The 18027-nt window shown below is 68.6% G+C and carries 14 protein-coding genes and 1 pseudogene; 5 read left to right on the forward strand and 10 right to left on the reverse strand.

Annotated elements, in window-relative coordinates; all coding sequences use genetic code 11:
- Positions 1 to 180 (forward strand): annotated as a pseudogene (locus AAG801_RS29890) (IS110 family transposase); the annotation flags it as partial.
- Between the two features lie 123 nt (positions 181 to 303).
- Here the strand turns inward: AAG801_RS29890 and AAG801_RS29895 are convergent.
- The 4 genes from AAG801_RS29895 to guaB all read right to left on the reverse strand — a co-directional run bounded on the left by AAG801_RS29895 (position 304) and on the right by guaB (position 9750).
- Positions 304 to 4860 (reverse strand): response regulator, encoded by a 4557-nt coding sequence (locus AAG801_RS29895; RefSeq protein WP_341891639.1) that lies wholly within the window; start codon positions 4858 to 4860, stop codon positions 304 to 306.
- Positions 4861 to 5400: 540 nt separating this feature from the next.
- A complete protein-coding gene (gene guaA, locus AAG801_RS29900) occupies positions 5401 to 6984 on the reverse strand; it encodes a glutamine-hydrolyzing GMP synthase (protein ID WP_341891640.1) in 1584 nt (527 codons plus the stop codon).
- A gap of 13 nt (positions 6985 to 6997) precedes the next feature.
- Entirely contained in the window at positions 6998 to 8272 is a 1275-nt protein-coding gene (locus AAG801_RS29905; protein ID WP_341891641.1) for an MFS transporter, read from the reverse strand.
- A gap of 8 nt (positions 8273 to 8280) precedes the next feature.
- Positions 8281 to 9750 carry an IMP dehydrogenase gene (guaB, locus tag AAG801_RS29910; RefSeq protein ID WP_341891642.1) on the reverse strand — a complete coding sequence of 490 codons (1470 nt, stop codon included), beginning with the start codon at positions 9748 to 9750 and terminating at the stop codon, positions 8281 to 8283.
- Positions 9751 to 9882: 132 nt separating this feature from the next.
- Between guaB and AAG801_RS29915 the strand changes: the two genes are divergently transcribed.
- On the forward strand, positions 9883 to 10380 hold the full coding sequence (locus tag AAG801_RS29915) for a DUF4124 domain-containing protein (RefSeq protein WP_341891643.1): 498 nt from the start codon (positions 9883 to 9885) through the stop codon (positions 10378 to 10380).
- 22 nt (positions 10381 to 10402) lie between these two features.
- On the opposite strand, the gene AAG801_RS29920 is transcribed toward AAG801_RS29915, so the two are convergent.
- Together AAG801_RS29920 and AAG801_RS29925 are read right to left on the reverse strand one after the other, a co-directional pair.
- A complete protein-coding gene (locus AAG801_RS29920; RefSeq protein WP_341891644.1) occupies positions 10403 to 10723 on the reverse strand; it encodes an RnfH family protein in 321 nt (106 codons plus the stop codon).
- Positions 10713 to 11168, reverse strand: a complete 456-nt coding sequence (locus AAG801_RS29925; protein ID WP_341891645.1) for a type II toxin-antitoxin system RatA family toxin — start codon at positions 11166 to 11168, stop codon at positions 10713 to 10715. Before AAG801_RS29925 ends, AAG801_RS29920 begins: the two co-directional genes overlap by 11 nt.
- Before the next feature lie 47 nt (positions 11169 to 11215).
- Between AAG801_RS29925 and smpB the strand changes: the two genes are divergently transcribed.
- The gene (gene smpB / locus AAG801_RS29930) at positions 11216 to 11674 is read left to right on the forward strand and encodes an SsrA-binding protein SmpB (protein ID WP_341891646.1); all 459 of its coding nucleotides are present in this window, start codon (positions 11216 to 11218) and stop codon (positions 11672 to 11674) included.
- On the opposite strand, the gene AAG801_RS29935 is transcribed toward smpB, so the two are convergent.
- The 4 genes from AAG801_RS29935 to AAG801_RS29950 form a co-directional block, all read right to left on the reverse strand.
- Positions 11660 to 12862, reverse strand: coding sequence for a PLP-dependent transferase (locus AAG801_RS29935; RefSeq protein ID WP_341891647.1), 1203 nt, complete (start codon positions 12860 to 12862; stop codon positions 11660 to 11662). The genes smpB and AAG801_RS29935 overlap by 15 nt on opposite strands.
- Before the next feature lie 7 nt (positions 12863 to 12869).
- Positions 12870 to 14282 (reverse strand): 30S ribosomal protein S12 methylthiotransferase RimO, encoded by a 1413-nt coding sequence (rimO, locus tag AAG801_RS29940; RefSeq protein ID WP_341891648.1) that lies wholly within the window; start codon positions 14280 to 14282, stop codon positions 12870 to 12872.
- Positions 14283 to 14411: 129 nt separating this feature from the next.
- Positions 14412 to 15011: a polyhydroxyalkanoate synthesis repressor PhaR gene (phaR, locus tag AAG801_RS29945; protein WP_341891649.1), complete on the reverse strand. Its 600-nt coding sequence runs from the start codon at positions 15009 to 15011 to the stop codon at positions 14412 to 14414.
- A gap of 179 nt (positions 15012 to 15190) precedes the next feature.
- Positions 15191 to 16519, reverse strand: a complete 1329-nt coding sequence (locus AAG801_RS29950; RefSeq protein WP_341891650.1) for a sigma-54-dependent Fis family transcriptional regulator — start codon at positions 16517 to 16519, stop codon at positions 15191 to 15193.
- 294 nt (positions 16520 to 16813) lie between these two features.
- On the opposite strand from AAG801_RS29950, the gene cydP reads away from it, so the two are divergent.
- Positions 16814 to 16969: a cytochrome oxidase putative small subunit CydP gene (gene cydP, locus AAG801_RS29955; RefSeq protein WP_341891651.1), complete on the forward strand. Its 156-nt coding sequence runs from the start codon at positions 16814 to 16816 to the stop codon at positions 16967 to 16969.
- Positions 16966 to 18027: cytochrome ubiquinol oxidase subunit I (locus AAG801_RS29960; protein ID WP_341891652.1), on the forward strand; the 1062-nt coding region annotated here is incomplete at its 3' end. The genes cydP and AAG801_RS29960, both read left to right, overlap by 4 nt.

Here is an 18027-nt window from a genome sequence, read left to right on the forward strand (position 1 = left end):
ATGGCTGCGCTGGCGGCCACACGCAGCAACCCCGTCATCAAGACCTACTACGAGCGGTTGATCGCAGCCGGCAAATTGCCCAAGGTCGCACTGGTCGCCTGCATGCGAAAGCTACTCACCTGCCTGAACGCAATGGTCACGACCAACTCGCCTTGGTCCGACTCACCCGCCGGAGCTTGACTGACGACACAGTTACTCAGTCCGAGCCGCTCCCTGAGGCAGCAAGCAGGCGGTCGACGCGTCGACCGGTCGGTCGTGCGGGATGGCGGCGAAGACGCAGACCGTTACGGGCGATCTGCGCGTTCAGGACAAACCCATCTCATGCAAGCTGGCCAGCACCGGCGCGAGCTGGCGCTGCACGGCCTGCAGCAGCGGCTCCAGCGCCGCCGCTTCGCCGCGCAGGCGGCAGGCTTCCTCCAGCGCCGCGGCGGCGCGCTGCAGCGCGGGCATGCCCAGGCTGCCGGCAACGCTCTTCAAGTCGTGGGCGTGCCGCGTGAGGGCGTCGCCGTCACCTTGCTCACAGGCAGCACGGAAGCGGGCGACGAAGTCGCTCTCGCGCTCGCGGAACATCAGCAGCAACCGCCGGTACAGCGCCTCGTCGCCCATCAGCGCGGCCACGCCGGCGCGCATGTCCAGCGCCGGGAGCGGCACCTCCGGCACGGGCGCGGGCAGCGCCGGATGCACCCAGCGCGCCAGCGTGGCGAACAGGTCATCGACGCGGATTGGCTTGGCGACGTGGTCGTTCATGCCCGCTTCCAGCACCTTCTGGCGATCGCCGGCCATCGCGTTGGCCGTCATCGCGATCACCGGCAGCTCCTTCAGCTCAGGGCGCCGGCGCAGCGCGCGCGTCGCCTCGTAGCCGTCCATCACCGGCATCTGGCAGTCCATCAGCACGGCATCGAAGCGTTCGCGCGCGAGGATCTCAAGCGCCTCCTGGCCGTCGCCGGCAATGCTGACGACGATGCCGGCGCGGTTCAGCAGGTCGCGCGCAAGCTCCTGGTTGATGGGGTTGTCCTCGACCAGCAGGATGCGCGCGCCGGCCAGGCCCGCCTGGCGCGCCTGCAGCAGCTCCTGGCGCTGCTCGTTGCGGCTCGGCCCGGCACGCGGACGGCCCAGCGCATCGGCGCAGGCGTCGAGCAGCCCCGAGGGCGTGACCGGCTTGGGCAGCAGCCCAGCCACCCGCAGCCCGCGCGCAGCGAGCTGCCGTTCGGCCTCGTCGCGGTTGAAGGCGGTCACCATCAGCACCGTCGGCGGGGCATGCCGGCCGGCCGCGTGCCCCAGCTGTTCCAGGCAGCCGATGCCGTCCAGTCCCGGCATGCGCCAGTCCAGCAGCAGCAGCTTGAACGGCCGGTCCTGCGCGTCGGCCTGCGCCACCAATTGCAGCGCCGCCGCGCCGTCGGCCGCCGTCTCGGCCTGCAGGCCGAAGGCCGCCGCCAGCGTGCGCAGCAGCTCGCGCGCGGCCGGGTGGTCGTCGACGATGAGCACCCGCATGCCGTGCAGCCCGGCGTCCTGAGGCGCCGGCGCGGCCTCGGGCTGCAGGCCGAAGGGCACGCTGAAGTGGAAACAGCTGCCACGCCCAGGCTCGCTGTCGACCCCGATCTCGCCGCCCATGCGCTCCACCAGGTGGCGGCAGATCGCCAGACCGAGCCCGGTGCCACCGTACTGCCGGCTGGTCGAGGCGTCGGCCTGCGTGAAGGGCTGGAACAGGCGCACGCGCGCCTCGGGCGCGAGGCCGATGCCGGTGTCGCGCACCTCGAAGCGCAGCGTCACGCGCTGGCCGTCGCGCGCGGTCTCGGTCACCGCCACGGTGACCTCGCCGCGCTCGGTGAACTTGACCGCGTTGTTGCTCAGGTTCAGCAGCACCTGGCCCAGCCGCGACGGGTCGCCGACGAGCGCGGTCGGCAGCCCGGGTGGCAGCGCGAACAGCAGCTCCAGCCCCTTCTCCTCGGCGCTCATGCTCACCAGCGTGGCCAGCTGGTCCAGCACGTCTCCGAGGCGGAACGGGATGTTCTCGATCTCCAGCCGGCCCGCTTCGATCTTCGAGAAGTCGAGGATGTCGTTGATGACCCCCAGCAGCGACTCGGCAGCGCGGTGCACCTTGTCGACGTAGTTGCGCTGGCGCGCGTCCAACCCGGTCTGCAGCGCCAGGTACGACATCCCGAGGATGGCGTTCATCGGCGTGCGGATCTCGTGGCTCATGTTGGCCAGGAACTCGCTCTTGGCGCGCGTGGAGGCCTCGGCGGCGAGCTGGGCGCGGGCCAGCTCCTCGGTGCGTTCGCGCACGCGTTGCTCCAGCCCCTCGGCCACCTCGCGGGCGATGCGGGCACGCTCGTCGAGCCGGGCCTGGAGGGCGGCGTCGAACCGGCGGTGCAACTGGCGCTCGCGCAGGCGGTACGCGAGCCAGAGCATCGCCAGCAGCACTGTCGCGGCCAGCGTCCGGAAATACCATGTCGCGTACCACGGCGGAGGAATGTGGAGCCTGAGCGGAACCGCGCTTTCGTTCCAGTCTCCGCGAGCGCCGCGCGCCTGCACGTGGAACGTGTAGTCACCCGTCGGCAGCATGGTGTACGTCGCGCTGCGCCGGGCACTGTCCGTCTCATTCCACTTCGTTTCGAACCCGTCGAGCCGGTAGCGATAGCGCGTCCGCATCGGGTCGACATAGTTCAAGGCGGCGAAGTCCAGCGACACGATGCTGCGCGATTCCAGCCCAAGCGAAGCAGCGGACCAGATGGGCTCCTTCAGCGGCCCGCTTCCTGGCCGTACCGGCTCGCCGAACAGGCGGATGTCGGTCAGGAGCACCGGCAGCGCGAGCTTGCGCTCGACGACCTGCCCGGGGAAGAACGCCACCAGCCCCTTTTGCGAGCCGAAGAACATCTCCCCGCTCGAGCTCCTGGCGGCGACCACGGGCACGGAGAACTGATCGGTCAACAGGCCATCCGACGCGTGGTAGTTCGTGAAGGTCTCGGCGTACGGATCGAACCGCGACAGCCCGTTCGGGGTGCTGACCCACAGGCGCCCGTCGTCTTCTTCCAGGACGCCGAGGACCGTGTCCGCCGGCAGCCCGGCGCGCGAGTCGTAGGACTTGAACGTGCCGTCGCGAGCATCGAGCTTGCCCAGCCCGCGGAAGGTCGCTGCCCACACCGTCCCTGCGCGGTCGACGTGAACGGAGTTGACACGGTTGTGGCCGCGCGGATGCGCGGCGCGGAGCTCGGCATCGAAGCGCGTGAAGCTGCCCGTGCGTGGATCGAAACGCTGAACGCCTTTCGACAAGGTCGCCAGCCACAGCGCACCGCTCGCGTCCTCCGCGATCGAGCGGTACTGGACCAGGCTTCTCGGTTGCGGCCCGAAGGTCGAGAAGTCCTCCGTGGCCGGCTCCCAGCGGCTCAGGCCGAAGTCCGTCGCGATCCACAGGCTGCCGGCGCGATCGACGCGCACCGCCGTGACACGGTTGTGGTTCAGCGAGCGCGGATTGGATGCGTCCTGCGTGTACGTCGTGGTCTTGCCCGAACGGGGATCGAAGCGAACGAGACCGTTGCCGTTCGTGCCGAACCACAGATCGCCGGAACGGTCCTTCGCGATCGCACTGACACCGCGCGCGAAGGCCGGCTGATCGACCTGCGTGACCTGGTCCGTCGCGCGGTCGACACGGTTCAGGCCACGGTCCGTGCCGATCCACAAGGTGTCGGGTTCGTCCATGTACGCCGCGGTTACCGCCCCTTTGCCGAGGCTCTGCGGGTTCGCCCGCTGGTGGCGGTACGAGCGGAAATGCGGACGCGCGGTGTCGAAGCGGTAGACCGCCCCCGCCTTCGTCGTCGACCAGAAGCTGCCGTCGCGATCCTTGAACAGGCCGACGACGAGATCGCCGCGCAAGCCGTCGGGATCTTCGGGGTCGCTCTGATGCCAGATCGCCTGCTTGCGGTCCGGCGTCAGCTTCACGAGGCCGAGCTTGTCGGTGCCGAGCCAGAGCGCCCGGTCGGCATCCTCCTGGATCGACACGACGCCGGAGGACGCGTTCGACGCCAGTCCGCCGTTGCGAAGGGCATAGACCGTGACTTCGCCGCTGGCGACGTCGATCGAGGCCAGATCACCCCCGGACGACAGACCGACCCACAGCGTTCCGCGGCTGTCCAGGAACGGCCTCGACGGAAAGCCCATGCAGACGAACTTGCGTCCGCCAGGCGTCACGAGCTTGATGTGGCGGATGACCTTGCCCGAGCGCCGATCGAGCGTGTAGATCCCCTCGCTGCTGGTGACCCACAGCGTGCCGTCGTTCAAGGGAATCGTCGCAATGACGCGCGTCTCGCCGACGGAGGGCGTGTAGCGCGGCCGATGACACGTCGTCCTCGACGTGGCCGGGTCCAGGGCCGTCACGCCGTCGTCCGTCGCGAGCCAGAGCACCCCGTCCTGATCCTCGACGATGTCATGCGCGATCGCGACGGTGCCGCAGGCCTCGTTGGGTGACCGGTACTGCGTGAAGCTGCCGGTCGCAGGGTCGTACCGGTTGAGCGAGTCGTCGGCGCCGATCCACAGCCGGCCCGCCCGGTCGCTCGCGAGCGATTGACCGATGAGCAGGCCCACGCCATCTGCATCCTGGCCCGCCGGAACCTTCATGAAGCCGTAGCCGTCGTAGCGCCGCATTCCGTCCGCGGCGGCCAGCCACATGAACCCGTACCGGTCCTGCGCCATCCGTCGCACGCCAAGAGGCGGGGATGGCGCCGGCAGCGGGTGAAACTGGATCGGTGCGGCCGCGACGAGAGCAACTTCGACGACGGGAATCTCTTGCGCTCGAGCGAACCCGCCCGTTGCCAGCGCGGCAACAGCGGCGGACAGCGCAACGAGCTGGCGCATCCACTTCTTCACGCACCGCGTACCTCTTCGCACTCTGGCAACTCCGGTTCCGAGGGTCAGGCGGTGGGACGCTCGTGTTGACGGCGACCCGGATTCTCGACCAATCAGACCTGCGATGACCGGCGCGAGCGCCGTTCCGGCAGCATCGTGAACGAGCAGTATCACTCTGTGCGACGCACTGCCTTACCCTGGATAACACGGGGCGCGACGAGATCACGAGGGCTCGCCATTGCCGCGGCCGCCGAGCCCTGCGACAGGCGGTAGATCACCTCTTCGAAGCTGAGGTCACGACGCCAGTTCGAATGTCGACACCGGCCGCTCACGGCGCGATGCTCGCCAGCAGAGCAGCACTCTGTCCGATTGACGAAAGTCAGCGTCGCCCGGTGTTCGTGATCCGGCTGAACGACAACGGTGCCGAGCCTGGCTATGCGATGCTCGGGACGGAAGTCGTCCCCAGAGCGAAAGACACCCCATCGCCCAGGTGCCCGGATACCGTCAAATCAACCGTCAGGGCGCCTGGGACGGCGCTGGATCGGGTGGGACGATCTTGGCTCATTCCCACTCGATCGTCGCCGGCGGCTTGCTCGAGACGTCGTAGGTCACGCGGTTGATGCCTCGCACCTCGTTGATGATGCGGCTGGACACCTTCTTCAGCAGCGCATACGGCAGCTCGGCCCAGTCCGCCGTCATGAAGTCGCTGGTCTGCACGGCGCGCAGCGCGACCACGTAGTCGTAGGTGCGGCCGTCGCCCATCACACCGACGCTCTTGACCGGCAGGAACACGGCGAAGGCCTGGCTGGTCAGGTCGTACCAGCTCTTGCCGCTGGCCTCGTCCCTGAAGCCACGCAGTTCCTCGATGAAGATCGCGTCGGCGCGGCGCAGCAGGTCCGCGTAGTCCTTCTTCACCTCGCCGAGGATGCGCACGCCCAGGCCCGGCCCGGGGAACGGATGGCGGTAGACCATCTCGTGCGGCAGGCCGAGCGCCACGCCGAGCTCGCGCACCTCGTCCTTGAACAGGTCGCGCAGCGGTTCGAGCAGCTTGAGACCCAGTGTCTCGGGCAGGCCGCCGACGTTGTGGTGGCTCTTGATCGTCGTCGCCTTCTTGGTCTTCGCGCCGCCGGACTCGATCACATCCGGATAGATCGTGCCCTGGGCCAGCCACTTGGCGCTCTTGAGCTTCTTCGCCTCGGCCTGGAACACCTCGACGAACTCGCGGCCGATGATCTTGCGCTTGGCCTCGGGATCGTTGACACCCTGGAGGTGGCCGAGGAACTGATCGCTGGCGTCGACGTGGATCACCTTCGCGTGCAGCCGCCCGGCGAACATCTCCATCACCATGCGGCCTTCGTCCAGGCGCAGCAGGCCGTGGTCGACGAACACGCAGGTGAGCTGGTCGCCGATGGCACGGTGGATCAGCGCCGCGGCGACGCTCGAATCGACCCCGCCGGACAGGCCGAGGATGACCTCCTCGCTGCCCACCTGCTCGCGGATGCGCGCGACGGCCTCGGCGATGTGGTCGCGCATCACCCAGTCGGGCTTCGCCTGGGCGATCTGCAGCACGAAGCGCTCGAGCAGCGCGCGGCCCTGCTGCGTGTGCGTCACCTCGGGGTGAAACTGCACCGCGTAGTAGCCGCGCGATTCGTCGGCCATGCCGGCGATCGGGCAGCTCGGCGTCGAGGCCATCAGCTTGAAGCCCGGCGGCAGCGCGGTGACCTTGTCGCCATGGCTCATCCATACCTTGAGCATGCCGTGGCCTTCGGGCGTCGCGAAATCCTGGATGCCGGCCAGAAGCTTCGTGTGGCCATGCGCGCGCACCTCGGCGTAGCCGAACTCGCGGTGCGTGCTGGCCTCGACCTGGCCGCCCTGCTGCACCGCCATCGTGAACATGCCGTAGCAGATGCCCAGCACCGGCACGCCCAGGTCCCACACCGCCTGCGGCGCGCGCAGGTCGTGTTCCTCGTAGGTGCTGGCGTGGCTGCCGGAGAGGATCACTCCCTTGGGCGCGAACTCGCGGACGAAGGCGTCGGAGACGTCGTTCGGGTGGATCTCGCAGTAGACATGTGCCTCGCGCACGCGCCGTGCGATCAGCTGCGTGACCTGGGAGCCGAAGTCGAGGATGAGGATCTTGTCGTGCATGGAAGGCAGCCGGTCAGGGTGAGGCGTGCGCGCCCGGCAGCGGGGTGACGGGGCGGCGTGTGGATCGGAAATGCAGCCAGGCGAGCAGCAGCGAGACGGCCTGCAGCGCCGCGCAGAAGTACAGCGGTGCGCCGATGTGCCAGTCGCCCTGCGGGAAATGCGAGACGGCGCCGAGCAGCGGCGTGGCGATCATCGGCGCCACCACCGCCATCAGGCTGTTCAGCGAGCTGACCGCACCCATCGCCTCGCCCTGCTGGCTCGGGTCGGCTGCGGTGGAGACGATGCTCTGGATGGCCGACTGCGTGGTGAAGCCGAACAGGTTGGCGACGATCACCACGAACACCACCCAGCCCTGCGAGGCCGCACCCCAGGCAATGAAGGCGAGTGTCGAGGACAGCAGGCCGAACAGCGCCAGCCGCTGCGGGCTGAACACCTTGAGCAGCTTGCCGAGCAGGAAGCCCTGCACCAGCACCGACATCACGCCGATAACGAACAGCGACCAGCCGCTCTCCTTCGGACCCCAGCCGAACTTCAGGCTGCCGTGCAGCACCCAGACGGTGTAGAGGATGAACTGCGCCAGGCCCGCACACGCGATCACCGCCACCAGCAGCCCGACACCCTTGAGCCGCGCCAGGCCGTACAGCGAGGCGACCGGGTTCAGCGCCTTGAGCTTCACCGGGCGGCGCCGATCGGCCGGCTGCGACTCCGGCAGCACCCAGTAGCCGTAGGCCAGATTGGCCAGCGCCAGCACGCCGGCCACAAAGAACGGCAACTGCAGGTCGATCGCGCCGAGCACGCCGCCGAGCACCGGCCCGAGCATGAAGCCGATGCCGAACATCGCGCCGAGCATGCCGAAGCGCTTGGTGCGCTCGTCGGGGTTGCTGATGTCGGCAACGTAGGCGTTGGCCACCGCCGCGTTGGCCTGCATCGCCCCGCCGACCAGCCGCGAGGCCAGCAGCATCCACAAGGCCGAGGCCATCGCGGTGACGAAGAAGTTGATCGCCAGGCCGCAGAAGCCGAGCAGCAGCACCGGCCGGCGGCCGTAGCGGTCGGACAGCGCACCGAGCACCGGCGAGGCGATGAACTGCGAGAAGCCGTAGGTGAAGGCGATCACGCCGTACCAGGCCACCTGCTCCGCCGGCGAACTGGTGAAGCGGCCGACCAGCGTGGGCAGCACCGGGATGATCAGGCCGACCGACAGCATGTCGATCAGCACCGTGATCATGATGAAGGGCATGGCAGCCTGACGCCGCCCGCCTTCGGCCGTGACTGCAACGGGTTCGGTCACGGAGCCGCTCACTCCATCCGGTAGTTCGGCGCTTCCTTCGTGATCTGCACGTCGTGGACGTGGCTCTCGCGGATGCCTGCGGAGGTGATCTCGACGAACTCGGCCTGGTTGCGCATGTCCTCGATGGACGCACAGCCGCAGTAGCCCATCGAGGCGCGAATGCCGCCGGCCATCTGGAAGACGATCGACACCATCGAGCCCTTGTAGGGCACGCGGCCCTCGATGCCCTCGGGCACCAGCTTGTCGGCGTTCGGGTTGGCGCCGGTGTTGTCCTGGAAGTAGCGGTCGGCGCTGCCCTGCTGCATCGCGCCGATCGAGCCCATGCCGCGGTAGCTCTTGTAGCTGCGGCCCTGGAACAGCACGATCTCGCCCGGCGCCTCTTCGGTGCCGGCGAACATGCCGCCCATCATCACGGTGTGCGCGCCGGCGGCGATCGCCTTGGCGATGTCGCCCGAGTAGCGGATGCCGCCGTCGGCGATCAGCGGCACGTCGGAGCCGGCCAGTGCGCGGGCGACGTTGTCGATCGCGGTGATCTGCGGCACACCGACGCCGGCGACGATGCGCGTGGTGCAGATCGACCCCGGGCCGATGCCGACCTTGACGCCGTCGGCGCCGGCCTCGGCCAGCGCCAGCGCGGCCGCGCCGGTGGCGATGTTGCCACCGACCACCTCGACCTGCGGGAAGTTCCGCTTCACCCAGCGCACACGCTCGATCACGCCGGCGCTGTGGCCGTGGGCGGTGTCGACCACCAGCACGTCGACGCCGGCCTTGGCCAGCAGTTCGGCGCGCTCCTCGGTGCCTTCGCCGACGCCGACCGCGGCACCGACGCGCAGCTTGCCCTGCGCATCACGCGCGGCATTGGGGAAGCTGGTCTGCTTGGTGATGTCCTTCACCGTCATCAGGCCGCGCAGTTCGAAGGCGTCGTTGACGACCAGCACGCGTTCGAGCTTGTGCTTGTGCATCAGCGCCTTGCCCTCGTCGAGCGAGGTGCCCTCGCGCACCGTGATCAGCCGTTCGCGCGGCGTCATGATCTCGCGCACCGGTGCGTCCAGCCGGCTCTCGAAGCGCAGGTCGCGGTTGGTGACGATGCCGACCACGCGGCCTTCGTCGACCACCGGGAAACCGGAAATGCCGTGCTGCCTGGACAGTTCGATCACGTGGCGCACCGGCACGCCCGGCGAGATGGTGATCGGGTCTTTCAGCAGCCCCGATTCGTAGCGCTTCACGCGGGCGACCTCGGCCGCCTGCTGCTTCGGCGTGAGGTTCTTGTGCACGATGCCGATGCCGCCTTCCTGGGCGATGGCAATCGCCAGGCGGGCTTCGGTGACGGTGTCCATCGCGGCGGACACCAGCGGCAGGTTCAGGCGGATGTTGCGGGTCAGGCGGGTGGCGAGCGAGGTGTCGCGCGGCAAGACCTGGGAGAAGGCGGGCACCAGCAACACGTCGTCGAAGGTGAGCGCTTTGCCAAGAAGGCGCATGAGGAAGGCTCCAGACGCAAAAGCGAATTATACGGACCGCGCACTACAGCACGCTTTGTGACCTATTGCGCAGTTGACGGCGCACCTCGGCCGCTAAACTGCCGAATCGTCGCCCTCCCCCTCCGTCACGCCATGCGCCGCAGTCTCGCCGTCCTGTCTCTCGCCCTGGTGGGCGCCACGCTGGCCTTGCCGGCCGCCGCGCAATGGAAGTGGCGAGGAGTGAACGGCCAGATCCAGTACAGCGATCTGCCGCCCCCCGCCGGCGTGTCCGACAAGGACATCCTGCAGCGCCCCAGCGGCAGCACGCTGCGCGCGGCGCCGGTGGCCCCAGCCGCCTCGGCCGCGTCCGCCCCGGCGCTGACGCCGAAGACCAGTGACCCCGAACTCGAAGCCAAGCGCAAGAAGGCCGAGCAGGAGGAGGCGGCGAAGGCAAAGGCCGAGCAGGAACGCGTGGCGGCCGTCAAGGCGGAAAACTGCAAGCGTGCACGCGAGCAGATCCGCACGCTGGACAGCGGCATGCGCATGGCACGCGTGAACGAGAAGGGCGAGCGCGAGGTGCTCGACGACAAGATGCGGGCCGAGGAAATGAAGCGCGCGCGCGACGTCGCCAACGCCGACTGCGCTAAGTAGCTCGCGGTTCGCTCAGGTTCGCTCAGACAGCAGGCGGCCGCGTGCGGCCGCCCTTGCCCGACTTGCGATAGCGCAGGCGCCGGGCCTCCTTCGGATCCACCGTCAGCGGCCGGTACACCTCGACCCGGTCGCGCTCGCGCAGCACGGTCTGCGGCGCCTGCACCCGCCCCCAGATGCCGAGCCTGGCGTGCGCCGGATCGATGCCGGCATGGCGCTCGAGCAGCCCGCTGGCGCGGATCGCGTCGATCAGCGTCGCGCCGCGCGGCAGGCTCACTGCCACCTCGTCGACGACACCGGGGCCCGGGCTGTAGGCCACGCTGACCTGCACCGTGTCAGCGGGCACCGTAGACCTCCTCGGCGCGGCGCACGAAGGAGTCGACAAAGGTATTGGCGACGCGGTCGAACACCGGGCTGACCACGGCCTCGAGCGCCTTGCTGCTGAAGGCATAGCGCAGGTCGAACTCGATGCGGCAGGCTTTCGACTCGTCGTCGCCCGGCATGGCCAGCGGCACGAAGCTCCACAGCCCCTCGAGCAGCGAGAACGGGCCATCGACCAGGCCCATCTCGACCGAGGCATCGGCCACGTGGGCGTTGCGCGTGGTGAAGGCGTGCCGCACGCCGGCGTAGGCCAGGTGCAGCCGTGCGGTCATGCCGGCGTCGTGCTGCTCCAGCACCTCGGCGCGCTCGCACCAGGGCAGGAACTTCGGATAGTCCGCAATGCCGGTGACGAGCGAGTACATCTCGTGAGGGGAGTACCACAGCAAGACGGACTTCTTCACGTGCTTCATACAATGCCGCGATTGTATTGGCCACCCCTGGCCCCAGATCTGCTCCCATGCCCATCGCCGAAAACCGCCGCGCTCGACACGACTACCACATCGAGGAGCGCTTCGAGGCGGGCGTGGTGCTGGAAGGCTGGGAGATCAAGGCCATCCGCGCCGGCCAGGTGCAGCTGACCGACGGCTACGTGCTGGTGCGCGACGGTGAGCTCTACCTGATCGGTTGCCGCATCAACGCGCTGCGCAGCGCTTCGACCCACGTGCACCCGGAGGCCGACCGCACCAAGAAGCTGCTGATGCACAAGGAAGAGATCCGCCGCCTGGTCGGCAAGGTCGAGCAGAAGGGCTTCACGCTGGTGCCGCTGGACCTGCACTACAAGGGCGGGCGCGTGAAGGCCGAGATCGCGCTGGCCAAGGGCAAGGCCCAGCACGACAAGCGCGAGACCGAGAAGAAGAAGGACTGGGAACGCGAGAAGGGCCGCCTGATGCGGCACAAGGTCTCAGCGAAGGCCTGAAGCCTCCAGCGCCTGATCGCAGTCGGCGATCAGGTCGTCTAGGCCTTCCAGCCCGAGCGAGAAGCGCACCAGCGTGCCTTGCCATGCCGGCGCGGTGCGCATGCCCGCCAGCGCATAGGGCACTGCCAGGCTGACCGGTCCGGCCCAGGAGTAGCCGAGCTTGAAGAGCTTCAGCGCGTCGACGAAGGCATCGACCTGCCCAGCCGCGATGCGCTCGTCGAACACCACCGAGAACAGGCCGGCCGCCGCGTGGCAATGCGACAGCCAGTGGGCGTGGCCCGGCGAGCCCGGCAGCGCCGGGTGCAGCACCTGGGCGACGTTGCGCTGCCCTGACCACCACTGCGCCAGCGAGCGTCCTGCCGCGTCCTGCGCCGCATAGCGCAGCGGCAGCGACGCCAGCCCGCGCAGCACCGCCTCGGCATCGTTGGCGCCGACGCCCCAGCCCATGCGCATGTGGGCCAACTTGAGCTTGAGGTGCAAGGCCTCGTCGGATGTCGTCACCGCACCCATCAGCACGTCGCCACCGCCCGAGGGGTACTTGGTCAACGCGTGGATGCTGATGTCGACAGCCACCCCCCCGCCGAGGTCGAACGGGTCGAAGGCGATGCCCGCGCCCCAGGTGTTGTCGATCGCGACGACCACACCACGGTCCCGCGCAATGCGCACCAGCGCACGCAGGTCGGGGAACTCCATCGTCACCGAGCCGGCGGCCTCCAGCCAGACCAGCCGGGTCGCCGGGCCGATCGCCGCGGCGAACGACGCCGGGTCCAGCGCATCGTAGAAGCGGTGCGTGATGCCCCAGCCGGCGAGTTCGTTGCGAGCCAGTTCCTTGTTCGGGCCGTAGGCGTTGTCCGGAATCAGCACCTCGTCGCCGGACTTGAGCAGCGCCAGATCGACCAGCGAGATCGCCGCCAGGCCGCTGGGCACCAGCAGGGTCTGCGCACCACCTTCCAGCGTGGCGATGCGCTCCTCCAGCGTGAAGGTCGTCGGCGTGCCGTGCAGGCCGTAGGTGTAGCCGGCCTTGGCCTTCCAGTTGCGCGCGCGAAGCGCGGCAACGTCCGGGAAGATCACCGTCGAGGCCTTGTGCACGCCAGGCTGCGGCGCGGCGAAGCCGGCCGGCGGCTGGTACGGATGGTGGATCAGCGTGGTCGCGAGATCGAGCTTGCCGGGCGGCATCTTCTTCGTCATGGCGTGTTCAGACCGGCATGCCGACCAGGTCGTGGCCTTCGGCGGCGACGATGCGCGCCCGCGTGAACTCGCCGACCTTCAGCGTCTTCGAGGCCTTCTCGGGCGGCAGCAGCCGCACGCGACCGTCGATCTCCGGCGCATCCGCATAGCTGCGCCCCACCCCGCCGCGCCGGCCCAGTGCCGGTGCCTCGTCGACCAGCACCTGCATGGTCGCGCCGACGCGCCGCGCCAGCTTGGCCGCCGAGACCTGCTCGGCCACCGCCATGAAGCGCGCCCGGCGCTCCTCGCGCAGCGCGGCGTCGAGCATGCCGGGCAGGTCGTTGGCCGTCGCGCCTTCGACCGGCGAATAGGCGAAGCAGCCGGCGCGGTCGATCTGCGCCTCGCGCATGAACTCGAGCAGGTGCTCGAACTCGGCCTCCGTCTCGCCGGGGAAGCCGGCGATGAAGGTGCTGCGCACCACCAGCTCCGGGCAGGCCTCGCGCCAGCGCTGCAGCCGCTCGAGGTTCCTTTCTCCGCTGGCCGGCCGCTTCATGCGCTTGAGCACGTCGGGGTGCGAATGCTGGAACGGCACGTCGAGGTAGGGCAGGATGCGGCCGCCGGCCATCAGCGGCAGGATCTCGTCGACGTGCGGGTACGGGTAGACGTAGTGCAGCCGCACCCAGGCGCCGTGGCGCTCGGCCAGCAGCGCCAGCTTCTCGCACAGCTCGGTCATGCGTGTCTTGACCGGCTGGCCGTCCCAGAAGCCGGTGCGGTACTTGACGTCGACGCCGTAGGCGCTGGTGTCCTGGCTGATCACCAGCAGTTCCTTGACACCGGATTCGAACAGGCGCTGAGCTTCACCGAGCACATCGCCGATCGGCCGCGAGACCAGGTCGCCGCGCATGCTCGGGATGATGCAGAAGCTGCAGCGGTGGTTGCAGCCTTCGCTGATCTTCAGGTAGGCGTAGTGCCGCGGCGTCAACTTGATGCCCTGCGCCGGCACCAGATCGACGAAGGGGTCGTGCGGCTTCGGCACATGCACGTGGACGGCGTCCATCACCTCCTGCGTGGCATGCGGGCCGGTGACGGCGAGCACGCTCGGGTGCATCTGGCGCACCAGGTTGCTGCCGCCCTCGCCCGAAGGGCCACCCACCGTCTTGGCTCCCAGGCAACCAGTAACGATCACCTTGCCGTTCTCGGCCAGCGCCTCGCCGATGGTATCCAGGCTCTCCTTCACCGCATCGTCGATGAAGCCGCAGGTGTTGACGATCACCAGGTCGGCGCCGGCGAAGGTCTTGGAGGTCTCGTAGCCCTCGGCGCGCAGTTGCGTGAGGATCAGCTCGGAGTCGGTCAGCGCCTTCGGGCAGCCCAGCGAGACGAAGCCGATCTTCGGCGCAGCAGCGGGGGCGACGGCGGAGACGGCGGTGGTGGTGTCGGTCATGCGGCGATTTTCGCCGATGACCCGACCGGCCGCTCAGGCCGGACCGAAGCCGCTATGCAATTCGGCAGGGCAGGCCTGAGGATGAGCCGCCTGCGCTGCGCAATTGCATAGGCGCTTCGCTTCGGCGGCTCAGCGCTTGGGCGGCACGAACCCGGCCACGCCCGGGAACAGCGTCTCGGCCTGCTTGGCCATCTGCTCCTGCATCTGCAGGAACATGCTCTTGGACTGCTCGAGGTAGTTGCCCATCAGGCCCTGCATCACCGGCGCCTGGCCCTGCAGGAACTGCGTCCAGAGTTCCGGGTTCATCGCCGTGGGGTCGTACAGCCCCTTCGACTGATCGGCAAAGCGCTGCTGGATGTCGGTGAAGGTCTGCAGGTTCTTCTCAAGGTAGGAACCCATCATGCCCTGCATCGCGTGGCCATAGAAACGGATGATCTGCGACAGCATCTGCGTGCTGAAGATCGGCACGCCGCCGGTTTCCTCCTCGAGGATGATCTGCAGCAGGATGCTGCGCGTCAGGTCTTCGCTGCTCTTGGCGTCGCGCACGATGAACGACTCGCCCGCCAACACCATCTGCTTGACGTCGGCCAGCGTGATGTAGCTGCTCGACTGCGTGTCGTAGAGACGGCGGTTGGGGTACTTCTTGAGGACGCGCAGCGCGACCTCGTCCGGCTGCGCTGCGGCAGCCGCCTCGGGTGAGGCTTTGGCGGGTCGGCGGGTTGCGGACATTCGGTGCGCTCCAGGGAGCTTGATTGTGCAGGGCAACAAAGATTCTAGTGAGCGTGTCCGAACGGCCCCGGAGGGGTTTTCCCCGCCCGGGCAACACCGGGCAAGGGGCGTGTCGCCAGGCAGACCATGAGGCGCATCGACCGGCCCCCCCGCGTCGCGCCTGAAGCACCACGGCCGGGTCAGCTGGCCGACGGGTCGTTCTCCAGCTCGCGCAGCTTGCGGTACAGCGAACGCTCGCTGATGCCGAGCTTGCGCGCCAGTTCCGCGCGGCTGCCTCGATGCGCCTTGAGCTGCGCCTGCAAGGCGGCCCGCTCCACGCTGCGCAAGGGTGCGTCCAGCGCCGGCGCCAGGCCCATGCGCTCACGCGCCGGCGCCGGCGCGTCGGAGCCCAGCGCACGCTCCACGTGGACAGCCTCGATGTTCGAGCCATCGGCTAGCAAGGCGGCGCGCTCCAGCACGTTGCGCAGTTCGCGCACATTGCCCGGGAAGTCATGGCGCTGCAGCCTCGCCATGGCGCCAGGCGAGAGCGCCAGCCGCCGCTGCGGCGCCACCCTGGCGAGCAGCGCCACGGCGAGCAGCGGAATGTCCTCGGCTCGATCACGCAGTGCCGGCAGGGAGATCGGGAAGGTGCTCAGCCGGTAGTACAGGTCCTCGCGGAAGCGCCCGTCGGCGACCATTGCCTTCAGGTCGCGGTGCGTTGCCGACACCACGCGAACATCGGTGCGCCGCAGTTCCGTGCTGCCCACGCGGCGGTAGGTGCCGCTTTCCAGCAGGCGCAGCAGCTTGACCTGCATGGGCAGCGGGATATCGCCCACCTCGTCGAGGAACAGCGTGCCGCCGCTGGCCGCCTCGACCAGCCCGGGCTTGCTGGTGTTGGCGCCGGTGAATGCACCGCGCTCGTGGCCGAACAGTTCGCTCTCGAACAGCGTTTCCGGCAGGCTCGCGCAGTCGACCACCACCAGCGGGTTGGCCGCACGCGGGCTGGCCTCGTGGATGGCCTGCGCCAGCAGTTCCTTGCCGGTGCCCGACTCGCCCAGCAACAGCACGCTGGCGGAGGCGGGCCCGACGCGCGAGACCAGTTCCAGCATGCGCTGGAAGGCCGGCGAACGGCCGATCAGCCCCTGCGCCGCGGGCTGACCCTGCGCAACGCGCAAGGGCTCCATCTTCTCGATGAAGTAGGCCTGTTCCCCGGCAGCATCGCGCAGCGGCACCAACTCGATGTTCACGTACGACTCGCCCTGCGAGGTGTGATGCAGGTGCAGCACACGCTCGCGCTGGCCCGACTCCAGCGAACGCGCGAGCGGGCAGTTCTCGCCCGCCTGGTCGCAGGGCACGCTGAACTGGTGAGAGACCTCGTAGCAGGTTCGCCCGACGACGGAGGCCTGCGGGCTGAACTGGCGCCGGTAGGCGGCGTTGGCGGCAACGATCCGGTACCGGCGGTCGAACAGGATGTGCGGCTCGGGCAGGCCTTCCAGATACGACACCAGTTCAGGCAGCACGGTAGCCATGGAGGGATGAGCCCTTGGAGAACGTTCGACGTCACGCCGGACGGGAGTCTACGCCGGCCGCCATACCAGCACCCGTATGCGGCTGCGGGCGCTCTCCGGCACCGCGCCTTCCGCCAAGGGTACTGCCATCTTGGCAGCGCCCTGCCACTTTGGCGCTGCGCGCGCCTCCCGCCGCTGGCAGACGAGCCTGCCAAACGAATCCAAGCCGTTGATTCGATTGACATTTCTTCTTCCGGAGGCGGTGGCACGGCTCTTGATCACAGTAAGGGCATGAAGCCCGATGAAGCCTGTCTCGTGCGGCACCTTGTCATCGCCGTCGCATTGAAGCTGCTGGTGCTGATCGCCCTGTGGTGGGCCTTCGTCCGCGACGACCGCATCGCCATCGACGTCGAGCGGGCGGCCAGCCACCTGGGCTCCGCCACCGCCGTCCACCCCGGAGAACAACCTTGATCTCGGAACAACTCGTCGACCTCTCCCGGCTGCAGTTCGCGGCCACGGCGATGTACCACTTCCTGTTCGTGCCCTTGACGCTGGGCATGGTCTGGCTGCTGGTGATCATGGAGAGCGTCTATGTCATGACCGGCAACGTGATCTGGAAGGACATGACGCGCTTCTGGGGCAAGCTGTTCGGCATCAACTTCGCGCTGGGCGTGACCACCGGCATCACGCTGGAGTTCCAGTTCGGCACCAACTGGGCCTACTACTCGCACTACGTGGGCGACATCTTCGGCGCGCCGCTGGCCATCGAGGGCCTGATGGCCTTCTTCCTCGAGTCCACCTTCATCGGCCTGTTCTTCTTCGGCTGGGACCGCCTGACGAAGACGCAGCACCTGATGGTGACCACGCTGATGGCGGTGGGCACCAACCTGAGCGCGCTGTGGATCCTGATCGCCAACGGCTGGATGCAGAACCCCGTCGGCGCCGAGTTCAGCTGGCAGACCATGCGCATGGAGATGACCGACTTCTGGGCCGTGGTCTTCAACCCCGACGCGCAGGCCAAGTTCGTGCACACGGTGTCGGCCGGCTACGTGACGGGCGCGATGTTCATGCTGTCGGTGTCGAGCTGGTATCTGCTGAAGGGCCGTGACGTCGAGTTCGCCCGCCGCAGTTTCCGCGTGGCTTCGGCCTTCGGCCTGGCCAGCGTGCTCAGCGTGATCGTGCTCGGCGACGAGAGCGGCTACACGGTGGGCGAGGCGCAGCAGACCAAGATGGCCGCGCTGGAAGCGATGTGGGAGACCGAGCCTGCGCCCGCCGGATTGAAGCTGATCGCCGGCATCAACGAGGCCGCCCAGAAGAACGACTGGGAGCTCGAGATCCCCTGGGTCATGGGGCTGATCGGCACGCGCTCGATCAGCAAGCAGATCCCCGGCATCCACGAGATCAAGGCCAGGAACCGCGAGCGCATCGTCAACGGCATCACCGCGGTGATCGCACTGGAAACGCTGCGCCAGCACCGCGACGACCCGGTGGCGCGCCAGGTGCTCGAGCGCACCCAGGGCGACCTCGGC

The sequence above is a fragment of the Variovorax sp. YR752 genome (genome assembly GCF_943372545.1).